Source organism: Roseomonas sp. CECT 9278, from assembly GCF_918698155.1.
GTDB lineage: Bacteria > Pseudomonadota > Alphaproteobacteria > Acetobacterales > Acetobacteraceae > Neoroseomonas.
In genome coordinates this window covers 20,727-43,505 of the sequence record NZ_CAKKLX010000036.1, presented here as the reverse complement: position 1 = coordinate 43,505, position 22,779 = coordinate 20,727, and the positions used below count along the sequence as shown (strand labels likewise).

Here is a 22,779-nt window from a genome sequence, read left to right as displayed (position 1 = left end):
ATCGCGGCATAACCCCCTGCCCGCACAGGGGGGAGCCCCCGAGCCCTTCGCCGGGACTCGTGAAAACGCTACATCTGGTGTGTGTCGTTGCCTTGGGCCACAATCCCTATGGTTGCGACCCCGCACCTGCAACGCCTCGGGAGCCCCATGTCCGCCGCGCCACGGCCCGAAACACCGCCCCGACTGGAGCCGTTCCGCCTGCGCGGGGCGAACTTCAACCTGCTCGTGCTGCGCCTGCTGGACCCGCGGCCGGAGGCGGTGGTGCCCGCGATCGGCGACCAGTTCCGCCGCGCGCCCGGCTTCCTGCGCTTCGCACCCGTGGTGCTGGGCCTGGGCGACCTTGATGTGCCGCCGGCCAGCGTCGATTTCGCCGGCCTGGTCGAAGGGCTGCGGGGTCTCGAGATCGTGCCCATCGGCACCACCGGCGGCACGCCGGAGCTGCGCAACGCCGCCATGGCCTTCGGCCTGCCGCCGATCCGCAGCAGCGGCGGCAAGGAGAGCGAGGAGCCCGCGCCCGCCGCCGCCGAACCCATGGCGCCGCCGCCCGCCCCGCCGCCGCCCGCCGGCATGGCGCGCCCGACCATGGTGGTGGACACGCCGGTGCGCGCCGGCCAGCGCGTCTGGGCGCAGGGCGGCGACCTGGTGGTGACCTCCACCGTCAATGCGGGGGGCGAGGTGATCGCCGACGGCAACATCCATGTCTATGGCGCGCTGCGCGGCCGCGCCATCGCCGGCGGCAGCGCGAATGCGGATGCGCGCATCTTCGCGCAGAACTTCGACCCGGAGCTGATCTCCATCGCCGGCTACTACGCGGTGCGGGACGGGCTGACCGGGGCGCCGATCGGCAAGGCGGTGCAGGTGCGCCTCACGGGCGAACGCATGCGCTTCGATCCGATCGGCTGAGCTTTGTGATGCCGGCACCGGCCCGCTGCCCCATGCCGCCGCCCAGCCGATTTCGGCGCGCAGGGTGGCCGGTCGGGACAGCGGCGCAGGCGATGCCGGCAACGAATTGAACGAGGAGGCAGGGGACATGGCACAGGTCGTCGTCGTCACATCGGGCAAGGGGGGCGTGGGCAAGACCACGTCGTCCGCCGCCTTCGCCACGGGACTCGCGCAGCGGGGCAAGAAGACCGTCGTCATCGACTTCGACGTCGGCTTGCGGAACCTCGACCTCATCATGGGGGTCGAGCGGCGCGTGGTGTTCGACATTGTCAACGTGATTTCCGGCGAGGCGCGGCTGAACCAGGCGCTGATCCGCGACAAGCGCGTCGATACGCTGTCCATCCTTCCGGCCAGCCAGACGCGCGACAAGGATGCGCTGACGCGCGAAGGCGTGCAGAAGATCATCGAGGAGCTGTCGAACGACTTCGACTACATCCTGTGCGACAGCCCCGCCGGCATCGAGAAGGGCGCGCTGCTGGCGCTGTACTTCGCCGACCAGGCGATCGTGGTGACAAACCCGGAAGTCTCGTCGGTGCGCGACAGCGACCGCATCCTGGGTGTGCTGCAATCGCGGTCGAAGCGCGCCGAGGAGAAGAAGGACCCGGTCAAGGAACACCTGCTGGTCACGCGCTTCGATCCGGTGCGCGTCGAGCGCGGCGAGATGCTGAAGCTCGAGGATATCCGCGAGATCCTGTCGATCCCGCTGCTCGGCGTGATCCCCGAGAGCGAGAGCGTGCTCAAGGCCTCCAACACCGGCACGCCGGTGATCATGGATGCCGAGAGCATGGCCGGCCAGGCCTATGCCGACGCGGTCTCCCGCTTTCTGGGCGAGGAAAAGCCGCACCGCTTCCTCGAGGTCGAGAAGAAGGGGATCTTCAAGCGGCTGTTCGGCGGGAGGGCCGCGTGATGAGCTGGCTCGATTTCTTCCGCGGGCAGCGCAAGCCGGATGGCAGCGCATCCGCCGCCAAGGAGCGCCTGCAGATCGTGCTGGCGCACGAGCGCATCGGCCGGACGCGCGAGGACTTCCTGCCGAAGCTGCAGCAGGAGCTCGTGGCCGTCGTGGCGCGCTATGTCGCGATCGACCCGGGCAAGGTGAATGTGAACCTCGACCGCGGCGGCGACATGTCGACGCTGGCGATCGAGATCGAACTGCCGGCGCCGGCGGCGATGCGCGTCGCGGCGGCAGCGCGCTGAAACGAAGCGCGGCGGCAGCGCGCTGAAACGAAGCGCGGCGGCAGCGCGCTGAAACGAGGCGCGGCGGCAGCGCGCTGAAGCACGGCGCGGCAGCGGCGGGCCGACGCACCGCGCGCGCCGATCCCCTGGCGTGACCACCGCCCCTGCGGCACACTCCGCCGCAGGGAGAACGCCATGGCCGATCGCATCGCCCACACGCCTGCCTGCGACGCGCCGCTTCATGCGGCGCCGTCCCGCGCGCCCTTCGCCGGGTGCCATCCCGCCTGCCGCCCCGGCATCCGCACCGCCGCCGCGCCGGGGCGCTGAGCCGATGTGCTGGCTCTGCACGCTGCGCCGCCCGCCGCCACCCAAGCCGAAGCCACAAGAAACGACCGGGAGAACGAGCATGTTCCGACGCACCCTGGCTGCCCTGATCGCCTGCGCCGGCCTGGCGGCGCTGCCGGCACAGGCGCAGGCGCCCGCCTGGCCGCGCGGGCAGGTGCGCATGCTCGTGACCTACCCGCCCGGCGGCACCAGCGACTTCGTCGCGCGCTTCCTGGCACAGCACCTGCAGCAGCAGACCGGCCAGCCCTTCGTGGTCGAGAACCGCTCCGGCGGCGGCGGCGTGGTCGGCTGGACGGCGGCGGTGCGCGCGCCGGCCGATGGCACGACCTTCCTGCTGACGGACAATTCGCTGGCGACGGCGCCGCCGCTCTATCCGACGCTGGGCTTCGACATCCTGGCCGACTTCACGCCGGTCTCGCTGCTGGTGGACTACCCGACCGTCTTCGTGGTGCCGGGCGATTCCCCCGCGCGCTCGCTAACCGACTTCGTCACCGCCGCCCGCGCGCGCGGGCCTGAGGCCGGGTTCTACGGGTCGATGGGGGCGGGTTCGTCGCCGCATCTCTACATGGAATACCTCCAGGACGCGGCGAATTTCCGGCTGACGCATGTGCCCTATCGCGGCATGGGGCCGGCCTTCGCGGACCTGCTGGCCGGGCGCGTCGGGCTGCTGATCGCGGCACCGCCGACCGTGCTGGGCGCGGTGCGCGACGGCCGTGCGCGCGCCATCGCCATCGGCACCACGGGCCCGCGCATCCCGGCGCTGCCGGACGTGCCGACGGCGCGCGAGCAGGGCATCGATTTCACCTATTCCTTCTGGTACGGCGTGCTCGCGCCACGGGGCCTCGACCCCGCGGTCGTGACGCGCATGCAGCAGGAGATCGCCCGCTTCCTCGCGAACCCCGAGGTGCAGGAACGCTTCCGCCAGCAGGGCGCGACCCCCGTCGGCGGCGACGGCGCGGCCCTGCGCCGCGTGATGGAAGGCGAGCTCGCGCGCTGGAGCGAGGTGATCCGCGTGAAGGGGATCACGCTGCAGAACTGAAGCGCGGCTGCGCCGCGGGCATCGGAAGGACACGACCATGGCCTATGACGGCATCCGCACGCATCGCCCGCTGATCATGGGCCGCCGCGGCGCGGTCGCGACCAACCATCCGGTGGCGACGCAGGCGGGGCTCGACGTGCTGCGCGCCGGCGGGTCGGCCGCCGATGCGGCGGTCGCGATCTCGTTGACGCTCGGCGTGGTGGAACCGCACATGTCCGGGCTGGGCGGCGATGGCTTCTACCATCACTGGTCGGCCGGAACCGGGCACGCCGAGACCTACGCCGGCACCGGCGCCGCGCCGGCGGCCGCGACGCTCGCGCGCTACCGTGCCGAGGGCGGCGTGCCCAACCGCGGCCCGTTGTCGATCCAGACGCCGGGCATGCTCGCCGGCCTCGCGGCGCTGCATGGCGCGCATGGCGCGAAGACCTGGGGCGCGCTGTTCGGCGCCGCCATCGAGGCCGCGCGCGACGGCTTCGCCGCCACCCATGCGCTGCGCCACTTCATCGGCGACAACCGCGCGATCATCGATGCGGATGCGACCAGCCGCGCGATCTGGCGCCCGGGCGACGCCGTGCCGGCGGTCGGCACCGTGATCGCGCAGCCGGCGCTGGCCGCGACGCTGCAACGCATCGCGGCGGCCGGGCCGCAGGATGTCACCAGCGGTGGCGTGGCGCGCGACCTCGTCGCGGACCTTGCCGATGTCGGCGCGCTGCCGGTCGCGGCTGACCTCGCGGCCGTGGCGCCGCTGCTCGCACCGCCCGTCGGCATCGCCTGGCGTGGCTTCGAGGTGCGGCAGACGCCCGCGCCCTCGATGGGCTTCGCGATGCTGCAGATGCTGCGGATCATCGAGCACGCCGACCTTGCCGCGCTGGGCTGGGGGTCCGCGGCGCTGCTGCACCTGATGATCGAGGCGAAGAAGCGCGCCTTCCTGGACCGCGAGGCGCAGGCGGGTCGCGAGGCGCCCGACGTCGCCGCGCTGCTGTCGGATACGCGGCGCGACGCGCATGTCGCGGCGATCGGCGACCGCGCCGCGCGCCTGCCCGTGCGCGCGATGGCGGAGGCCGACACCACCTATTTCTGCGTGGTCGACGCGCACGGCAACGCGGTTTCCGCCATCCAGTCGATCAACGGCGCCTTTGGCTCCGGCGTGACCGGGCCGCGCACCGGCATCCTGCTCAACAACCGGATGTCGTACTGGCACCTGGAGGACGGCCACGCGAACCAGCTCGCCCCCGGGCGGCGCGTGCGCCACACCATGAACGCGCCGATGGTGATGAAGGACGGCAAGCCCTGGATGGTGTTCGGCACGCCGGGGGCGGACAACCAGGTGCAGGTGAACTTCCAGGTGCTGGTCTCCTGCGCGGTGTTCGGCTTCGACCCGCAGCAGGCGCTGGAGGCGCCGCGCTGGACCTCCTCCCAGCCCGGCCAGGAGTCCAACTATCCGCATGGCGGCGAGGACGTGCTCACCATCGAGCGCGGCTTCGGCGAGGCCGCCATCGCCGGCCTGCGCGACCGCGGCCACCAAGTGAAGGTGGTGGGGGATCTGGAAGGGGCCTGTTCCGTCGCCGCGATCCGCGTGCTGGACAACGGCGTGCGCATGGGCGCGTCGGACCCACGCAGGGACGGCTGGGCGGGCGCGTGGTGATGCGGCACTTGCGGCATGCGGCGCGGGCCGCCTAGGCTTCGCGCGGGATGCTTCGCTTCTTTCTCCGCCGCTTCGCGGTCGCGGTGCTCGTCGCGCTGACGGTGCTCACGCTCGCCTTCCTGCTGACGCGGCTGTCGGGCGATCTTGCCATCTCGATCGCCGGGCCGAACGCGACCGCCGAGGACGTGGCGACGATCCGCCGCGTCTATGGCCTCGATCGCCCGGTCTGGGTGCAGTATTTCGACTGGCTCGGCCGCGCGGTGCAGGGTGATTTCGGCGAGAGCTACTTCTTCCGCGACCGGGTCGCGAACCTGATCGCCGCGCGCATGCCGGTGACGCTGACGCTCGGCCTGGTGGGGCTGGTGATCGCGCTGGTGGTGTCGCTGCCGCTCGGCATCCTGGCCGCGGTGCGCGAGGGGTCGTGGGTGGATCGCGCGGTCGGGCTGGTCGCGATGATCGGCCAGGCCATGCCGTCCTTCTGGCTCGGCCTGGTGCTGATGATCGTCTTCGGGCTGCAACTGGGCTGGCTGCCGATCTCGGGCGTCGAGACCTGGGACGGCTACATCCTGCCGGGCGTGGTGCTGGCGTTTTCCGCCATCCCGTCGCTCACGCGGCTCACGCGGTCGGGCATGATCGAGGCGCTGTCGTCCGACTACATCCGCACCGCGCGGGCGAAGGGGCTGTCGCGCCTGTCCATCCTGGTCAAGCACGGCTTTCGCAATGCGGCGATTCCCGTGGTGTCGATCGCGGCGGTGCAATTGGGCTTCATGCTGGGCGGGTCGGTGGTGATCGAGACGGTCTTCGCGCTGCACGGCGTCGGCTTCCTGGCCTGGGAGAGCATCAGCAAGAACGACTTCCCGGTGGTGCAGGCGGTGGTGCTGATCCTGGCGCTGATCTACATCGGCCTGACGCTGGTGGCGGACCTGCTGAACGCCGTGCTCGACCCGCGGCTGCGCACGGCATGAGCGGCGCCGCCATGCCCATGACGCGCGGCGGACGGCTGCTGCGCAACCCGGGCTTCCTGCTGGGCGCGTCGATCGTCGCCTTCACCGCGATCGTCGCGATCCTGGCACCCTGGATCGTGCCCTATGATCCCTTCGCGATCGACCTGAACCGCCGCCTGGTGCCGCCATCCTTCATGGAGGGCGGCGATCCGCGGAACTTCCTGGGCACCGACCAGCTCGGGCGGGACTACCTGTCGCGGCTGATCTATGGCGCGCGGATATCCATGGTGATCGGCGTGCTGACCGTCATCACCTCGGGGCTGATCGGCATCACGCTTGGCGTGCTGGGCGGCTTCTATGGCGGGCGCATCGACGATTTCGTGGTGTTCTGCATCACGACGCGGCTGTCGATCCCTGCGGTGCTGGTGGCACTCGCCGTCGCAGCCCTGCGCGGGTCGTCCTTCCTGCTGGTGGTGCTGGTGCTCGGGCTGCTGCTGTGGGACCGCTTCGCGGTGGTGGCGCGGTCCACCACCATGCAGATCCGCAACCTCGACTACGTGGCGGCGGCCTGGTGCGCCGGCGTGTCGCGCTGGTGGGTGCTGACGCGCGAAGTGCTGCCGAATATCGCCACGCACCTGGCCGTGGTGGCGACGCTCGAGATGGCGCTGGCGATCCTGCTGGAGGCGGCGCTGTCCTTCCTTGGCCTCGGCGTACCGCCGCCGCTGCCATCGTGGGGGCTGATGATCAGCGAGGCCAAGGAATACATGTTCTTCGAGGCCTGGGTCATCATCATCCCCGGCGCCGCGCTGTTCATCCTGGTGCTGGGCGTGAACCTGCTGGGCGATGCGCTGCGCGACATGATGGGCACGGACCTGTCGCGATGACCGCGCTGCTCGAAGTGGCCGACCTGCGTGTGACGATCGGTTCCACCGCCGCGGTGCGCGGCGCGTCGATCACGGTCAACAAGGGCGAGACGCATTGCCTGGTCGGTGAATCCGGCTGCGGCAAGTCGATCAGCGCGCTGTCGGTGATGGGGCTGCTGCCGCGCGGGTCAAGGCGCGAGACCACCGCGCTGCGCTTCGCCGGGCAGGAGATCGGCGGCTTCAACGAACGCGAGATGTCCCGCCTGCGCGGCGACCGCATGGCGATGATCTTCCAGGAACCCATGACCAGCCTGAACCCCGCCTATACGGTGGGCTCGCAGATGACCGAGGTGCTGCGCCGCCATCGCGGTGCCACGCGCGTGCAGGCGGTGGACCGCGCGGCGGAACTGCTGGCGCGCGTGGGCATCACCGCGCCGGGGCTGCGGCTCGGGCAGTTTCCGCACCAGCTTTCGGGCGGGCTGCGCCAGCGCGTGATGATCGCCATGGCGTTGATGTGCGATCCCGAATTGCTGATCGCCGACGAACCGACCACCGCCCTGGACGTGACCGTGCAGGCGCAGATCCTGCGGCTGCTGGCCACGCTGCAGAAGGACCTCGGCCTTGGTATCCTGCTGATCACGCATGACCTCGGCATCGTCGCGCGCGTCGCCGACCGCGTGTCGGTCATGTATGCGGGCGAGGTGGTCGAGAGCGCGCCGACCGCCGCGCTGTTCGCGGCACCCGAGCATCCCTACACGCGCGGCCTGCTGACCTGCGTGCCGGTGCCAGGCAAGGTGAAGCGCGACGAACCGCTGGGCAGCATTCCCGGCGTGGTGCCGCGCATCCAGCCCGGCTTCACCGGCTGCGGCTTCCGCGACCGCTGCGCCCAGGCCACGCCCGCCTGCGCCGGCACCATCCCGCGCCAGCGGGCCGGCGCCGACCACGAGACGCTCTGCGTGCTGCCCCCCGGCTGGAAGGCCGCGGCATGACGGCGGCGATCGAAGTCCGTGGCCTGCGGCGGGAGTTCCGCGTGCGCCAGGGCGTCTTCGCGCCGCCCAAGCGGGTGATCGCGGTGGATGATGTCTCCTTCGCCGTGCCGCCCGGCAGCGTGCTGGGCGTGGTGGGCGAGAGCGGCTGCGGCAAGTCCACGCTGGCGCGGCTGATCCTGGGCTTGCTGGAACCGACGGCCGGCGATGTCGTGGTGGACGGCCAGCGGCTGTCCGCGATGGACCGCCGTGCGCGCGCGCGGCTGATCCAGCCGGTGTTCCAGGACCCCTTCGCCTCGCTGAACCCAAAGCGGCGGGTGCGCGACATCGTGGCGATGCCGCTGATCGCGCAGGGCGACATGGCCGGCCGCGACATCGACCGTCGCGTGGCCGAGGCGCTGGAGCGCGTCGGGCTTTCGGTGGACCAGGGCACGCGCTACCCGGCGCAGCTTTCGGGTGGCCAGCGGCAGCGCGTGGCCATCGCCCGTGCCCTCGTGCTGCGCCCGCGCATCGTGGTCTGCGACGAACCGACCAGCGCGCTCGATGTCTCCGTGCAGGCACAGATCCTGAACCTGCTGGCGGAGCTGCGCCGCGACCTCGGCCTCACCTACCTGTTCATCAGCCACAACCTGGCGGTGGTGGAGCACATCGCGACCGAAGTGGCGGTGATGTACCTCGGCCGCATCGTCGAGCGCGCCGAGAGCGAGACGCTGTTCGCAGCGCCGCGCCATCCCTATACGCGCGCGCTGCTCGCCTCGGTGCTGACGCCCGAACCCGGGCTGGGCGTGCCGGATGTGGGCTTGGGCGATGTCATGCCGGACCCGGCGAACATCCCGCCCGGCTGCCGCTTCCATCCGCGCTGCCCGGTCGCGGTCGGCCAGTGCTCGACCGAAGCGCCGAGGCCCGCGAACGACGCCGCGGGCCTCGTGGAGTGCCATCTCGCCTGACTTGGGCGGATCACGGCCCTGCCGTGATCCGGGAGCGCAAAGCGCGACCGCGCCCAAACCATCCGTCGAGCCGGGCGCGTCAGTGCCCGGCGCGAAAGCCAAGCGCGCGGATGCGCGCGCCCGGCGCTTGAGGGCGAAACAAACCTCCCTCCTACTTCCACTTCGCCAGGTAGAAGCGCGGCAGCTCGTCCGCGAAGGTCGGGAATTCCAGCTGCCGCTGGAAGCCGAAGACGCTGACATAGGTGTGCAGCGGCAGCCAATAGGCCTGTTCGGTCGCGCGCCTGATGGCGGCGTCGTAGGCGCGCTTGCGGACGGCCTCGTCGGCCGTGTTGCCGCCTTCCTCGACCAGGCGGATCATTTCCGCGTCGCGGGCGTAGTCGTCGGCGCCACCGATGAAGTAGTTGGGCAGGATCGCCGAGACGTCGTTGATCGAATACGATCCCCACGACCCCATCTGCATCGCCAGTTCGCCGCGCATCGATCGCTGGATCTGCGCGGCCACCTGCATCAGGTTCAGCCGTGCGCGGATGCCCACGGCCTGCAGGTAGGCCTGCACCGCCTCGGACCACTGGCGCGGCTGGACATAGGAGGTCAGCTCGATGTCGAAGCCGTTCGGGAAGCCGGCCTCGGCCAGCAGCGCGCGCGCCTTCGCGGGGTCGTAGTCGTAGCGCACCGCGGCATCGCCGTTGCAGCCGAACTGGGAGGGGAAGCATGGCGCGGGCGGCACGCGGGATCCGCCGCCGACCACGCGGTCGGCCAGCGTCTGGCGGTCGATCGCGTGCCACACCGCCTGGCGGACCTTCAGGTTCGTCATCGGGTTGCCCGCGCCGCTGCGCCCCGCGGCATCCAGGTTGAGGAAGCCCACCCGCATCGATTCCTGCCGCGTCGCCTGCAGGTAGGGCAGGCGGTTCACGTTCGCGATCTGGTCGGGGTTCATGTTCCAGATCCAGTCGACGCGCTGGCCCAGCAGCTCCGTCAGCTCCGTCGCGGCATCGCCGATGTAGCGCGCGGTCAGCTTCTGGATCGCCGGGCGTCCCTTCGGCCCGCCCTGGTAGTAGTCGTCGAAGCGTTCGAATTCGACGCCGGCGGCGACATCCACCTTGGTGAAGCGATACGGCCCGGTGCCGATCGGCGCGCGGGAGAAGCCATCGGCGCCGACACGCTCGCGATACGCCTTCGGCCAGATCGGCATGACCAGCGCGAGGTATTCGAGCGCCGCCGGCGTCGGCCGCTTCATGGTCAGCCGCACGGTCCATGCGCCGGTCTTCTCGGCGCCCTGGATCCAGTTGTAGTTCGACGGCGTCGCGACGCGCGTGTTGGGGTCGGCCACGGTGTTGATGGTGTAGACCACGTCGTCGGGCCCGAAGGTGCTGCCGTCGTGGAATTTCACGCCCTGGCGCAGCGTGAAGTCGAGCGTCCTGGCATCCACCCAGCGCCATTCGGTCGCGAGCGCGGGCACGATGCGGAAGGTGGCGGGGTCGCGGTGCGTCAGCCCGTCGAAGGCCTGGTGGCCGATGATCAGCCCGGTGCGCTGGCTGTTGAAATACGGATCGACATTCGGCACCGCGTCGCGGAAGGCGATCCGCAGCGTATTGGCGCTGCGCTGCGCGAAGGCCGGTTGCGCCAGCAGCATCGGTGCGGCGAGCGCGCCTTGGCCCAGGACGCGTCGTGAGATCGTCATGTCGGTGGTCTCCCGTTCCTTGCCGACAGCCTAAGGACTGCGGTGCCCGGCCTGCAAGCCCGGCTGCTTGCGGCGCCGCCGGGCGCCCGCCATACCAATGCCGGGGAGGCGACCGCCATGCGCACGCAGGTCGGGATCATCGGGGCCGGGCCGGCCGGTCTGCTGCTGGCGCAGATGCTGCACCAGCGCGGCATCGACGCCTTGGTGCTGGAAGCGCGAACGCGCGACCACATCGAGGGACGCATCCGCGCCGGCCTGCTGGAACAGGGCGCTGTCGAGACACTGACCGAGGCCGGCGTGGCCCACCGCCTGCACCGCGAGGGCCTGGTGCATCGCGGCCTGGAACTGCGCTTCGGCGGCGCCGCGCATCGCATCGACCTGGCGGGGCTGACCGGCGGCAAGGTGGTGACCATCTACGGCCAGCAGGAAGCGGTGAAGGACATGGTCGCCGCGCGCATCGCCGATGGCCTGCCGCTGCTGTTCGAGGTCTCGGACGTCGCGCTGCACGACATCGCCACGACCCGCCCGCGCATCACCTACCGCCACGGCGGGCGCGACCAGGTGCTGGACTGCGACATCATCGCCGGCTGCGACGGCTTCCACGGCATCTGCCGCCCATCGATCCCGGTGGCCGATCTTCGCATCTTCGACCGCGTCTATCCCTTCGCCTGGCTCGGCATCCTCGCGCAGTCGCGGCCGATGTCGGAGGAACTGATCTACGCCCGCCACGCCGATGGCTTCGCGCTGGCGACCATGCGCAGCACCAGCGTCAGCCGCCTGTACCTGCAATGCACGCCGGAGGAAGACCTCGCGACGTGGTCGGACGACCGCATCTGGGCAGCGTTGCGCGCGCGCCTGGGTGCGCGTGACGGCGAATTGGAGGAAGGCCCGATCCTGCAGAAGGGCGTCACCGCCATGCGGTCCTTCGTGGCGGAGCCGATGCGCCACGGGCGCCTGTTCCTGGCCGGCGACGCCGCGCACATCGTGCCGCCCACGGGTGCGAAGGGCATGAACCTCGCGATTGCCGATGTGCGCGTGCTGGTGCGCGCGCTGGACGCCTTCTTCGCCGGGGAGGGGGGCGACCTGATGGACGCCTATTCCGCCACCTGCCTCGATCGCATCTGGAAGGTGCAGCGGTTCTCCTGGTGGATGACGCAGCTGCTGCACCGCTACGATGGCGGCGATGCCTTCGAGGAACGCGTGCGCATCGCCGAGCTCGACTACCTGGCCGGATCGACCGCGGCACAGACCACGCTGGCGGAGAACTACGTGGGCCTGCCCTACGCGGATTGAGCGAGGATCGCCTCGACCACCTCCTGCACCTCCAGCGCCTCGCGCAGCGTCGCGAGATGATGCGGCTCGCCGCGCGTCATCGCCGCGACGCCGTCGAGCTGGCGTTGCAGGACCAGCGGCCGCATGCGGTCGTTGGGCAGCGCATCCGGCGCCGGTGACCACACGCCATCGGCGCCGCGGCGCTCCGCGAAGGACCAGTCGCGCAGGCGGATCGCGCCGGACGGACCCTCCAGCCGCCATGCATTGTGGTCGTCGGCGAGCGTGGTGCCGACACCGCCCGACAGCGCCACCGGAATCCCGCCGGCGGTGAGCCGCGCGGCGATGGCGGTCTCCGAGCGCCCCGGCGCATCGAAGCGCGCGCGCGCGGCGTCCAGCACCATCGGGCCGAGCTGCCGGCGCGTGAGGAACAGGAAGTGCGACACCACCTCCCGCGTGAAGCCGCCCTGCTCGCGGCGGTCCAGCCAGGCGGCGGCATCGCGCTGCCAGGATCGCGGCCAGGCGGCGAAGGCGATGGTGATGGCGGCCTCGCGCGGCGTGCCGATGGCATCGCGCCAGGCGGCCAGCTGCGCGACGGCGGGGGAGGAGGCCATCGGGAAATTCACCGCGCCGCGCGCGCCTGTGCGTTCGGCGGCCGCGACGAAGTCCCGCGCGGCCTGCGTGTCGACCGACAGCGGCTTCTCCAGGAAGGCCGCCTTGCCGGCCGCGAAGGCCGCTTGTGCATGCGCCAGGTGGAAGGCGGGCGGGGAGGCCACGTACAGGCAGTCGCAGGCGCCGATGACCGCCTCGGCGGAGCCGAGCAACGGCACGCCGGGTGCCGCCGCCGCCAGCCGCGCCGCCGCGTGCGGCGCCGGGTCCCACACGCCGGCGATGCGCACCTGCCCATGCCCCGCGGCGAAGCGCGCGAGCCGTTCGCCCATGATGCCGAAGCCCACGATGCCGAGCGTGACCATCCCCATTCCCCACCTGCTGCCGCCGCCTGTATCGCCGCCCGCGCCGGCGCGGTCTATCCTGCCCCTCGCCGACAAGGGGAAGCGCATGTCCGAGACCGAGACGCCGGTGCTGATCACGCGCGAGGGGCCGGTCGTGCGCCTCACGCTGAACCGCCCGCATCGCCGCAACGCCATGAGCAACGCGATGGGCGTGGCGCTCGACGCGGCGCTGGATGCGCTGGAGGCGGATCGCGAGGCGCGCGTGGTGGTGCTGTCGGGTGCCGGCGGGCATTTCTGCGCGGGCCTCGATCTGTCGGAAGTGGCGTCGGGCGGCACCGAGGCCGAGCGGCTCGCCGCGCAGCAGGCGCGCAACCGGCGCACCGGGATCCGCTTCGAACGCCTGTCGCGCCTGCCGCAGGTGGTGGTGGCGGCGATCCAGGGGTCGGCGCATGCGGGCGGGCTCGGCTGGGTCTGTGCGGCTGATATCGCGATCGCCACCGCCGATGCGCGGTTCTGCGCGCCCGAGGTCCGGCGCGGCCTGGTGCCGGCGCAGATCCTGCCGTGGCTGGCGCGCCGCATGGGGCGCAGCGCCGCCACGCGCATGGTGCTGCGCGGCGACGTGATCGATGCGGCACAGGCCGTGCGGCTCGGCCTGGTGCATCAGGTGGTGCCCGATGCGGCGGCGCTCGATACCGCGATCGGCGATGTGCTGGCGGACCTGCGCCAGGGCGCGCCGATGGCGCTGGCGGAGACGAAGGTGCTGATCGCGGCCCTGGGCCCGCTCTCGCCCGATGGCTATGCCGAGGCCGGCGCGCAGGCTTTCGCGAAATGCGCGGCGGGGGCGGAGGCGAAGGAGGGCATCGCCGCCTTTCAGCAGAAGCGCCCGCCGGCCTGGGCCGGCTGACTGGGCGCGCGCGGCCCCGCGACCGCCGGCATCGTCGGGCAGTCGCCTGGTCCCCGCGCGTGCCTATTCGAAGATCGCGACGGCGCGGATCGGGCTCGCGGTCCCGCCGCGGATCTTCAGCGGGAAGCCGATGAAGCGGAAGCGCCCGCGGCCGATCAGCTTGTTGAGATTCGCCAGGCATTCCATGTGCGTGATGCCGCGTTCGGCGCAGGCCATGTGCGCCTGGAAGTTGGGCTCGCCCTCGGGGGCGGGGCTGATGGCTTCCACGCCGAACATGCCGATGCCCTGGTCGGCCAGCCAGTGGATGGCGGGCAGCGAAAGCCCCGGGAAGTCGTGCAGGTAGCCGGGCTTGCCGAGCAGGCGCTCGTTGGTCGCCATCCAGACCAGCACCGTGTCGCCAGGCTGGATGGTCTGGCCGGATTTCGCGACGGCGGCCTGGACGTCCTCCAGTGTCGCCGCTGTCTTGAGCGGGATATGCGAGAGGTCGATGCAGAAGCCGCTGGTGTAGAATTTCTCCAGCGGCATTTCGTCGACCGACTGCGCGCCGGGGCGCGGGTCGAAATGCACCGGCGCATCGACATGCGTGCCGGCGTGGTCGCTCAGCGACAGGTACATCGCCTTGCTGCTGAAGGTGGTATTGCCGGCGTGCTTCTTCTCGCTGTGGTCGTTCCACACGGTCATCACCACCGGCGGGTGGGATGGGTGGGTCTGCGTGCGGTGGAAGATCTCGCGGCTGAGATCGACGATGTCCATGGCTGCGTTCCTTCAGGCCGGCGCGTCGCACAGGTATTGGCGCAGGTGATAAGGCTGCGCCGCGAAGGCCGGGCAGAAGGAGGAAACGACGGGTTCGAGCTTGTCGTAAAGGTCCTTGAACTCGGCGTTCAGCGCTTCCAGCCGGTCGCGCGCCGCCTCCGCTTCCACGGCCAGCTTCGCCAGGTCGATGGTCAGCAGCCTGCGATCCTGCACCACGAAGCGCCCGCCGATCATCACATGGCGCACGCCGGTGCCGTCCTCGGTGTGCACCACCTGGTTGACCGACCAGTTGTGGGGGATCCAGTTGATGCTCGCGAGGTCGAGGAAGACGATATCCGCCTTCTTGCCCGGCGCGATCGCCCCGATGTCGTCGAAGCCGAGCGCGCGCGCGGACCCCTGCGTGGCGGCCGTGTAGATTTCCTCCACGCCCGCCCAATGGCGCGGGTCGGGCGTCTGTACCTTCGACAGCATGGAGGCATAGCGCATCGCCTCGTACATGTTCTGGTTGTCGGAGCAGTTCGCACCATCGGTGCCGATGCCGACATTCACGCCGACATCTCGCGCGCGGCGGAAGCGGAACATGCCGTTGCCCAGCCGCATGTTGCTGCCCGGGTTGTGCGCCATGGAAGCGCCGCGGTCGCGCAGGATCTTCAGGTCGTCATCATCCAGCCAGATGGCGTGCGCGGCGACGAAGTCCGGCCCGACCAGGCCCAGGCTGTCCATGTGCTGCACCAGCGTCTTGCCGTAGCGCTTGATGCCCGTCAGCGCCTGCACCTTGCTCTCGCCGACATGGCTGTGCAGGCCGACCTTGTAGTCGCGCGCGAGATCGCGGCAGCCGCACATGAAGGCGTCCGAGCAATGATGCGGGATGGTGGGTGCGACGGCGGCGCGGATGTCGTGGCCGGTCCAGCGCCAATTCGCCAGCACGCCGCGCATGGACTCCAGGGTGCGTTCCCAGGCGGGCAGGCGCAGCTTGTCGACGCGCGCCTGGAGTGGCGTGGGCAGCGCGTCGTACAGGCCGGGGATGGCTTCGTAGGCGGTGCGGTCGGCGACCATCGGCGCGATCACCGCGCGCATGCCGATGCCGTGGTAGGCCTCGGCCACCGCGTCCAGCCCGTCCGCGGACGGCATCGGGAATTCGTAGTAGAGGTCGTAGGCGGCGGTGCAGCCCTTCAGCACCATCTCCGCCGCCACGATCTGCGTGGTAAGCTTCTTGTCCTGCAGGGACCGCGACCCGCCGATCCACGGCGCGGCCGCCAGCAGCAATTCCAGCGTCCACTTGTCGCCCTGCCCGCGCGCCAGGCCGCCATGGCCATGCGTATGCGCGTTGATCAGGCCGGGATGGATCAGGCAGCCCGCGGCATCGACCACCTTCGCATCGGGCGGCGCGGCGATGCCGGCGCCGACCTCGACGATGATCCCGTCGCGGATCAGCACATCGGCGGGGGCGGCGCGGCGCAGGCCGGCGTCGGCCAGCAGCGCGCCACGGATGACGATGGTGCCGGGTTCGGTCGCGGCCATGCTGGCTGCCCTCCTTGCCGCGGCGCGCCGGCGCCGCTCCGGCGCAGCGGATGACGAAACGCCGCCGCGCGCAAGCCGCTACGCGTTCGCCCCGGCCAGCGCCGCGATCACCGCATCCGTCACCTGCGCGGTCGTCGCGCTGCCGCCCAGGTCGGGCGTCAGCACGTCGCCGCGCGCGGTCACCGCTTCCACCGCGCGCATCAGGCGCTGCGCGGCGGCCGGTTCGCCCAGGTGTTCCAGCATCATTGCCGCGGTCCAGAACGACCCGAGCGGATTGGCGATGCCCTTGCCCGTGATGTCGAAGGCCGACCCATGGATCGGTTCGAACATCGACGGCCTGCGCCGCTGCGGGTCGATGTTGCCGGTGGCGCCGATGCCCAGCGATCCGGCCAGCGCGGAAGCGAGGTCCGACAGGATATCCGCATGCAGGTTGGTCGCCACCACCGTGTCGATCGACCCCGGCTTCATCACCATGCGCGCGGTCATGGCATCGACCAGCATCTTGTCCACGGTCAGCGCGGGGTATTGCGCGGTGACCTCGGCGCAGACCTCGTCCCACATCACCATGCCGTGGCGCTGCGCGTTGGACTTCGTCACCACGGTCAGCAGCTTGCGGGGGCGGGACATCGCGACCTCGCAGGCATGACGGCAGATGCGCGCGACACCCTCGCGCGTGAAGACCGCGACATCCATCGCCACCTCGATCGGCAGGCCGCGATGGGCGCGGCCGCCCACGCCGGCGTATTCGCCTTCGGAATTCTCGCGCACGATCACCCAGTCGATCTGCTTGCCGAGATCCTCGCGCAGCGGGCCGCGCACGCCGGGCAGCAGGCGCGTGGGGCGGACATTGGCGTACTGATCGAAGCCCTGGCAGATCGCCAGGCGCAGCTCCCACAGGGTGATGTGGTCGGGAATGTCGGGCGCGCCGACGGCGCCGAAGAAGAGGGCGTCGAAGCCCTCCAGCGCCTTCAGCCCGCCGTCGGGCATCATCCTGCCGGTGCGGCGGTACATCTCGCTGCCCCAGTCGAAATTCTCGAACGCCACGGAGAAGCCGCCCTGCGCGGCGGCGGTCGCTTCCAGCACGCGGCAGCCCGCGGCGATCACCTCGGGGCCGATGCCATCGCCGCCGATCGCGGCAATCCTGTGCTGGCGCATGTGCTTTCCTCCTGTGACGGCGCCCGTGTCGCGCGCGCGGGCGCGCCGCGCAAGTCCTCAGCGACGCAGGCGCAGGTCGGCACCGCGCGCCCGCCAACCCGCCTCGATGGCATCGAGGTCGATCAGCCCCGCGGGGTTGGCGCGCGACGGGCGGGTGTGCTGCGTCGGTTCCGCCTGCACGCGCCACAGCGCCAGCAGGCGCGAGAGTTCCACCAGCGGGTCGGCGTGGTCATCCACGCGCAGGTTGATGTCGGGAAAGTCCTCGGTGGTGGTGATCATCAGCGCGGCGGATTGCCGGCCGCGCTTGTCGCCGCCCTCGGCCTGGCCGGCGTGCAGGGCTGCCATCAGGCGTTCCGCGAAGGGCAGGTCGCCGCGCGTGGCGAAGACCTCGGCAGTGGCCGCGATCACGCGGCCATTGGCCAGCATGTTGCCGGCGACGGAGAAACCCGAACCCGCGATCGACCCGCACCATTCGACGCAATTGTCGCCGGTATGCGCGGCCACGCGCCCCGCGGCATCCACCACATGGATCTGCCGCAGCCCGCGCCCCTCGTCGCCGGCCAGCGCGCTGTCCAGCGCCAGGCGCGGCGACAGCCCACGCGCCAGCGCCTCCAGCACCGCGGGGCCCAGGTAGCGGTTGCTCATGGATTGCGTGGAGACCGCGCCCACCCCCGTGCGGATGAACGGGCAGGCCGCGCCGACCGCCAGGTTGCAGGTGGTGACCGCGACGGCGAAGGCGCCGGTCGGGGGATCATGCGCGACGATGGACCATGTCATGGGCGTAGGGCTCCGGGATGCGCCTGCATCCTGCACCGTCGCGCCGCTGTTGACAGCAGGGCGCCGGCCCGTCGATGACAGGCGCAATCCACGGGAGGACAACGCCATGACCATCCAGTTCCATCGCCGCGCGCTGGCCGGCCTTGCGGTCGCCGCCGCCGCACCCGGCCTGGCGCACGCGCAGGCCGCGGCGTGGCCGTCGGGACCCGTGCGCCTGGTCGTGCCGTTCGGCGCGGGCGGCGCGGTGGACACGCTCTCGCGCGCCGTGGCGAACGCCTTCGGCCCGCATTCCAACGGCCATCCCATGGTGGTCGAGAACCGCTCCGGCGCCGGCGGTGCCATCGCGGGGCAGTTCACCGCGCAGGCGCGCCCGGACGGCCAGACGCTGATGATGGCCGACCTGGGTGCCAATGCGATCGGCAAGCTGCTGCAGCCGGGCCTGGCATACGACCCCGCCACGGCCTTCACGCCGATCATCCACCTGGTGAACCTGCCGATCGTGGTGATCGTGCCGGCCGCCAGCCGCGTGCGCACGCTGGACGACCTGGCGGCGCTGGCGCGGTCGCGCGCGGATGGCATTCCCTATGCCTCGCCGGGCGTCGGCCATGTCAGCCACCTGGCGTCGGAGCTGCTGGCGCAGAAGGCCGGCGTGAAGTTCACCGCGGTGCACTACCGCAGTGGCGCCGACGTGCTGCGCAGCGTCATCGCCGGCGAGACGGAGTTCTCCTTCCCCTCGGTCTCGACCGCGCTGCCCTTCATCCGCGACGAGAAGGTGCGCGCCATCGCCATCGGCACGCCGCGCGCGGTGGCGGCGCTGCCCAACGTGCCGGCCGTCGCCGCCCGCTTCCCCGGCTTCGAGGCGATGACCTGGCACGGCATCTCCGGCCCCGCCGGCATGGATCCCGCGCTGGTGGCGCGCATCAACGCCGCCTTCCGCGCCATCATCACCAGCGCCGAGGTGAAGTCCTTCGTCGAGACCCGCCAGGCGGCGGAAGTCGTGGCCGGCACGCCCGCCGAATTCGCCGCGCTGGTCACCGGCGACATCGCCAAGTGGGGCCCGGTGATCCGCGACGGCAATATCCGCGCGGAGTGATCCGTCAGCTCTCCTTGCGCGCCAGCACCGCGAAGGCATAGGCGTAGTCCGGCCCGGCGCGGCGGCCCAGTTCCAGCATGGCGGCGACGATCTCCGGATCGTCGTCGGTCAGGTGGCGCACAGCGTCGTCCACGCCCGGCACGCCCCAATACGGATACAGGAAGATGCCGTCGGCGCGTTCGGCGCGCAGCCCGACGGCACGCAGCATCGACTGCGTCTCGCCCCAGGTGAATTCGTGCAGGTGCTGGTAGTTCGTGACGAACGCGCCGGTGCCGAGCCTGCGCGCGATGCGCTGGTTCAGCCCGTCGCTGTTCGCCACGGTCAGCATCGCGGCGCCGCCCGGGCGCAGCACGCGCGCCGTCTCGGCCAGCACCTGCGCGGGGTCGCGCACGTGTTCGATCGCATCGACGAACAGCACGCGGTCGAAGGATGCATCGGGGAAACCGAGGTTGCCGGCCGCCATCGCCGCGAAACGCTGGCGCGGATCGCCCGCATGGCGCGCCCCCGCGATGCCGAGCGCCACCGTCGAGATATCGATGCCCGTGATCGCCGCCGCGCCCGGCAGCAAGGCGCCGAGCCGGCCCGTGCCGCAGCACAGGTCCAGCACCTGCTCGCCCGCCGCCGCGCCGCAATATCCGGCGATCAGCCGGTCGAGCTCGGCGTAGTAGGTGCGGTCGCGCAGCGTCTCGTACATGTAGCCGCCGTGGCGCCAGAAGCGGTCCATGGCATGCCGCAGCTCGGCATCCGACATGGCCGGGAACTGCGCGATGATCCCGGGTTCGGGCAGCACGGGATCGTCCTCGCTCGCGCCGGTGGGGTCGGGCTGCTCCAGGCGCGCGGGCAGCGCGTCCTGGAAGGCGCGGAAATGGTCGGTGGCGCGGATCGCCTCGCTATCAGGCGCCGCCGGGCCGAACACCACGAAGACCTCGTTGGCCAGCACCGGGTGCATCGTGGTGGTGATGCGCCGCAGCGCGTCGCGCGTCACCTCGCCCAGCATCCCCTTGTGGAGGATCGCCCAGTCATGGGTTTCGTCCGGCACGATGGCGGTACGCGCGTAGCGATGGATGCGCGGGAAGACCCACCAGAAGATGTCGGGCGCGAGGATGCGCGCACCCGGCGATGCACGATCCCGCACCAGGCGCGCCGGCGCCGTCCAGAAGGGGTCCTGGTGCGGGAAGGTCATCCACTAGCAGCCAAGCTGGTCCGCCAACTCCTCGAAGCTGCCGGCGATCGCGTCCCAGTCGGCATCGGCGCGCAGGTCGGTCGCCTGGTCGGGGCCGTGTTCATGCGCACGCAGCACGAAGGCGGTGGCAAGGCCCGCCTTGCGCGCCGCCGCCAGGTCGCCGTTATGCGCGGCCACCAGCGCCACCTCGGCCGGCGCCAGGCCGAGAATTTCGGCGGTGCGGGTATAGGCCTCGCGCTGCGGCTTGTAGGCCTGCACCGGCTCGGCACCCAGGATGGCGTCCCAGGGAATGCCCGCGCGCTTCGCCATGTTCGCCAGCAGCAGGATGTTGCCGTTGGACAGCGGCGCGATGAAGTGCTTCGCGCGCAGCCGCAACAGCCCCGGGATCGCATCCGGCCATGGGTCGAGCCGATGCCAGGCGCGGTTCAGCCAGTCGCGCTCGGCCTCGTCCGCCGCGATGCCGTGTTCGGCCAGCAGGGCATCGAGGTTTTCCCGGTGCAGCACATCGAGCCGCGTGAAGGGCCGCGCGCCTGAGCGCACCGCCTCCATCGCCGGCTGGTAGCGCCGGCGCCAGGCATCGGCGAAGGCCAGCGCATCGACGTCCGGCCGCCCATGCTTGGCCAGGAACACCCGCGCATCGCGGGCGATGCCGCTGCGCCAGTCCACGACGGTCCCGAAGGTGTCGAAGACCAGCGCCTTCACGCCGGGCAGCGCGCTCATTCCGCGGCCTTCGCGGGCTGCGGCTGCGCCCAGCGCGTCTCGAAGTCCCACACCTCGGGGAAGCCCATCAGCTCCGTCATGCGCTTGAAGCCGTAGGATTCGCCGATGGCGATGCTGTCGCCATGCTGCTTCAGGTGGCCGTAGACGCGCTCCATCGCCGCGGCCATCGCCAGGAATCCCACCGCCGGATAGATCGCGATGGCGTAGCCGATCTCGGCCAGCGTATGCGCCGGCAGCAGCGGCGTGCGGCCGCCTTCCACCATGTTCGCCAGCAGCGGCTTGTCGATCGCGCGGCCGATGGCGCGCATCTCCTCCTCGCTCTCGGGGCTTTCGATGAACACCACGTCGGCCCCCGCATCGCCGAACATGCGGCCGCGCCGGATCGCTTCCTCAAGTCCCAGCGTGGTGCGTGCATCGGTACGCGCGACGATCAGGAAGTCGGGGCTGGTGCGCGCCTCGGCCGCGACCTTGATCTTGAGCACCATCTCCTCCGCCGGGATGACGCGGCGGCCGGGCGTGTGGCCGCACTTCTTGGGCATCTCCTGGTCTTCCAGCTGGATGCCCGAGATGCCGGCGGCCTCGTAGCCCATGACCGTGTGCCGCACGTTCAGCAGGCCGCCATAGCCGGTATCGGCATCGGCGATCATCGGCGTGCGCACGCCGCGCGCCATCTGCCCCATGCGGCTCACCATGTCGGCGTAGGTGGCGATGCCGGCATCCGGCACGCCCAGATGCGACGCCACCGTGCCGAAGCCGGTGCCATACAGGCAGTCGAACCCCATGCCATCGGCGACCTTGGCCGAGATCATGTCGAAGATGCCGGGGGCGACGATGAACTTCTTCTGTTCGAACGCCTTGCGGAGGGCGGGATTGGCCATGCTGTTCAGTCCTTACTGCTGCGGTCGGATGTGGCCGGCCTGCGCGGCGGCGGCCCAGATGCGGTCATCGCGCTGCATCGCCTCGAGCAGCGCGGGGGCGGGGCGGAAATCGCGCTCGACACCCAGCGCGACCAGGCGCTGCTGGAACGCCGCGTCGTCGAAGACACGCTGCACGGTGGCGCCGATCGTCGCCGCCAGCGCCGGGTCCATGCGCGGCGGTGCGAGCATCGCGACCCAGCCCGACAGGTCGAATTCCGCGACACCCTGTTCGGCCGCGGTCGGCACGTCGGGGAAGAAGGCCGAACGCTGCGCGGTCGACACCGCCAGGATGCGCACGCGCCCGGTCTGCATGTGCGGCGCGGCGCTGACCGTGCTGGTCCAGCCGGTGGGCAGGTGCCCCGCGACGATGTCGTTCATCAACTGCCCGCCCGAGCGATACGCGACATCGGGCATCTCCACCCCCGCGCGGCGCGCGAGTTCCTGGCCGATGAAGGAGGACAGCGCCTCGGTGCTGCCGGTGCCCACGCGCCCCGGGTTGCGCTTGGCGTAGTCGATCATCGCGCGCAGGCTGTCGAAGGGCTGGCTGGCACCCGCCACCAGCACCATCGTATTGCGCGTCAGCATCGCGATCGGCGTGAAGTCGCGCACCGCGTCGAAAGGCATCGAGGGCAGGTGGTAGCGGTTCATCACATGCGTGCTGACCACCACCAGCAGCGTGTGCCCGTCGGGTTCGGCGCGCGCGACGGCCTCGGACCCCACGACGCCGGCGGCACCGGCGCGATTCTCGACGACGAAGGGCTGCGGCAGGGTCGGGCGCAGCGCCTCGCCCAGCGCGCGTGTCAGGATATCCGTCCCGCCCGAGGCCGCGTAGGGTACGATCACGCGCACCGGGCGCGACGGCCAGGCGGGTTGCGCGCGCAGCGGCGCGGGCAGCGCCAGGGCGGCGGGGGCAAGCAGCAGGTGGCGGCGGCGCGGGTGCATGGCGGTTCTCCCTTGGGGCGGACATTC

At 71.2% G+C, this 22,779-nt stretch carries 22 protein-coding genes; 12 read left to right on the top strand and 10 right to left on the bottom strand.

The features are described from left to right. Positions 1-147 precede the first annotated feature (147 nt). From minC to LQ222_RS19480, 9 genes are all read left to right on the top strand, one after another. The gene (gene minC / locus LQ222_RS19520) at positions 148-903 is read left to right on the top strand and encodes a septum site-determining protein MinC (RefSeq protein ID WP_230168519.1); all 756 of its coding nucleotides are present in this window, start codon (positions 148-150) and stop codon (positions 901-903) included. A 127-nt stretch (positions 904-1,030) separates the two neighbouring features. Next, positions 1,031-1,849: a septum site-determining protein MinD gene (gene minD, locus LQ222_RS19515; protein WP_230168518.1), complete on the top strand. Its 819-nt coding sequence runs from the start codon at positions 1,031-1,033 to the stop codon at positions 1,847-1,849. Beyond that, on the top strand, positions 1,849-2,136 hold the full coding sequence (gene minE / locus LQ222_RS19510; protein ID WP_230168517.1) for a cell division topological specificity factor MinE: 288 nt from the start codon (positions 1,849-1,851) through the stop codon (positions 2,134-2,136). The genes minD and minE overlap by 1 nt, the downstream gene beginning before the upstream one ends. A gap of 385 nt (positions 2,137-2,521) precedes the next feature. Continuing rightward, on the top strand, positions 2,522-3,499 hold the full coding sequence (locus LQ222_RS19505) for a tripartite tricarboxylate transporter substrate binding protein (protein WP_230168516.1): 978 nt from the start codon (positions 2,522-2,524) through the stop codon (positions 3,497-3,499). A gap of 37 nt (positions 3,500-3,536) precedes the next feature. Continuing rightward, positions 3,537-5,144, top strand: coding sequence for a gamma-glutamyltransferase family protein (locus LQ222_RS19500; RefSeq protein WP_230168515.1), 1,608 nt, complete (start codon positions 3,537-3,539; stop codon positions 5,142-5,144). A 47-nt stretch (positions 5,145-5,191) separates the two neighbouring features. Next, complete coding sequence (locus LQ222_RS19495; protein WP_230168514.1) at positions 5,192-6,109, top strand: ABC transporter permease; 918 nt, start codon at positions 5,192-5,194, stop codon at positions 6,107-6,109. A gap of 11 nt (positions 6,110-6,120) precedes the next feature. Further along, positions 6,121-6,972 carry an ABC transporter permease gene (locus LQ222_RS19490; RefSeq protein ID WP_230168513.1) on the top strand — a complete coding sequence of 284 codons (852 nt, stop codon included), beginning with the start codon at positions 6,121-6,123 and terminating at the stop codon, positions 6,970-6,972. Next, a complete protein-coding gene (locus LQ222_RS19485) occupies positions 6,969-7,940 on the top strand; it encodes an ABC transporter ATP-binding protein (RefSeq protein ID WP_230168512.1) in 972 nt (323 codons plus the stop codon). Before LQ222_RS19490 ends, LQ222_RS19485 begins: the two co-directional genes overlap by 4 nt. Continuing rightward, entirely contained in the window at positions 7,937-8,884 is a 948-nt protein-coding gene (locus LQ222_RS19480) for an ABC transporter ATP-binding protein (RefSeq protein WP_230168511.1), read from the top strand. The genes LQ222_RS19485 and LQ222_RS19480 overlap by 4 nt, the downstream gene beginning before the upstream one ends. A 151-nt stretch (positions 8,885-9,035) precedes the next feature. Here LQ222_RS19480 and LQ222_RS19475 read toward each other — a convergent pair whose 3' ends face one another. Continuing rightward, complete coding sequence (locus LQ222_RS19475; protein ID WP_230168510.1) at positions 9,036-10,565, bottom strand: ABC transporter substrate-binding protein; 1,530 nt, start codon at positions 10,563-10,565, stop codon at positions 9,036-9,038. Positions 10,566-10,682: 117 nt separating this feature from the next. Here LQ222_RS19475 and pobA point away from each other — a divergent pair, with 117 nt between their 5' ends. Then, entirely contained in the window at positions 10,683-11,858 is a 1,176-nt protein-coding gene (pobA, locus tag LQ222_RS19470) for a 4-hydroxybenzoate 3-monooxygenase (protein ID WP_230168509.1), read from the top strand. On the opposite strand, the gene LQ222_RS19465 is transcribed toward pobA, so the two are convergent. After that, positions 11,846-12,814 carry a Gfo/Idh/MocA family protein gene (locus LQ222_RS19465; RefSeq protein WP_230168508.1) on the bottom strand — a complete coding sequence of 323 codons (969 nt, stop codon included), beginning with the start codon at positions 12,812-12,814 and terminating at the stop codon, positions 11,846-11,848. The genes pobA and LQ222_RS19465 overlap by 13 nt on opposite strands. 79 nt (positions 12,815-12,893) lie before the next feature. Between LQ222_RS19465 and LQ222_RS19460 the strand changes: the two genes are divergently transcribed. Continuing rightward, complete coding sequence (locus LQ222_RS19460; RefSeq protein ID WP_230168507.1) at positions 12,894-13,691, top strand: enoyl-CoA hydratase/isomerase family protein; 798 nt, start codon at positions 12,894-12,896, stop codon at positions 13,689-13,691. Positions 13,692-13,754: 63 nt separating this feature from the next. Here LQ222_RS19460 and LQ222_RS19455 read toward each other — a convergent pair whose 3' ends face one another. The 4 genes from LQ222_RS19455 to LQ222_RS19440 all read right to left on the bottom strand — a co-directional run bounded on the left by LQ222_RS19455 (position 13,755) and on the right by LQ222_RS19440 (position 17,897). Continuing rightward, on the bottom strand, positions 13,755-14,444 hold the full coding sequence (locus tag LQ222_RS19455; protein WP_230168506.1) for a cyclase family protein: 690 nt from the start codon (positions 14,442-14,444) through the stop codon (positions 13,755-13,757). Between the two features lie 12 nt (positions 14,445-14,456). Beyond that, a complete protein-coding gene (locus tag LQ222_RS19450; protein ID WP_230168505.1) occupies positions 14,457-15,965 on the bottom strand; it encodes an amidohydrolase family protein in 1,509 nt (502 codons plus the stop codon). A gap of 78 nt (positions 15,966-16,043) precedes the next feature. Beyond that, positions 16,044-17,120, bottom strand: a complete 1,077-nt coding sequence (locus LQ222_RS19445; RefSeq protein ID WP_230168504.1) for a tartrate dehydrogenase — start codon at positions 17,118-17,120, stop codon at positions 16,044-16,046. A gap of 57 nt (positions 17,121-17,177) precedes the next feature. After that, on the bottom strand, positions 17,178-17,897 hold the full coding sequence (locus LQ222_RS19440) for a DUF1028 domain-containing protein (protein ID WP_230168503.1): 720 nt from the start codon (positions 17,895-17,897) through the stop codon (positions 17,178-17,180). 106 nt (positions 17,898-18,003) lie between these two features. Between LQ222_RS19440 and LQ222_RS19435 the strand changes: the two genes are divergently transcribed. Next, on the top strand, positions 18,004-18,990 hold the full coding sequence (locus LQ222_RS19435) for a tripartite tricarboxylate transporter substrate binding protein (protein WP_230168502.1): 987 nt from the start codon (positions 18,004-18,006) through the stop codon (positions 18,988-18,990). A gap of 4 nt (positions 18,991-18,994) precedes the next feature. Here the strand turns inward: LQ222_RS19435 and LQ222_RS19430 are convergent, their stop codons facing one another. The 4 genes from LQ222_RS19430 to LQ222_RS19415 are packed head-to-tail and all read right to left on the bottom strand — an operon-like array spanning position 18,995 to position 22,752. Continuing rightward, a complete protein-coding gene (locus tag LQ222_RS19430; RefSeq protein ID WP_230168501.1) occupies positions 18,995-20,173 on the bottom strand; it encodes a class I SAM-dependent methyltransferase in 1,179 nt (392 codons plus the stop codon). Between the two features lie 3 nt (positions 20,174-20,176). Beyond that, the gene (locus tag LQ222_RS19425; protein ID WP_230168500.1) at positions 20,177-20,893 is read right to left on the bottom strand and encodes a haloacid dehalogenase type II; all 717 of its coding nucleotides are present in this window, start codon (positions 20,891-20,893) and stop codon (positions 20,177-20,179) included. Beyond that, on the bottom strand, positions 20,890-21,771 hold the full coding sequence (locus tag LQ222_RS19420) for an oxaloacetate decarboxylase (protein WP_230168499.1): 882 nt from the start codon (positions 21,769-21,771) through the stop codon (positions 20,890-20,892). The genes LQ222_RS19425 and LQ222_RS19420 overlap by 4 nt, the downstream gene beginning before the upstream one ends. A 12-nt stretch (positions 21,772-21,783) precedes the next feature. Beyond that, positions 21,784-22,752: a tripartite tricarboxylate transporter substrate binding protein gene (locus tag LQ222_RS19415; protein WP_230168498.1), complete on the bottom strand. Its 969-nt coding sequence runs from the start codon at positions 22,750-22,752 to the stop codon at positions 21,784-21,786. Between the last annotated feature and the right edge of the window lie 27 nt (positions 22,753-22,779).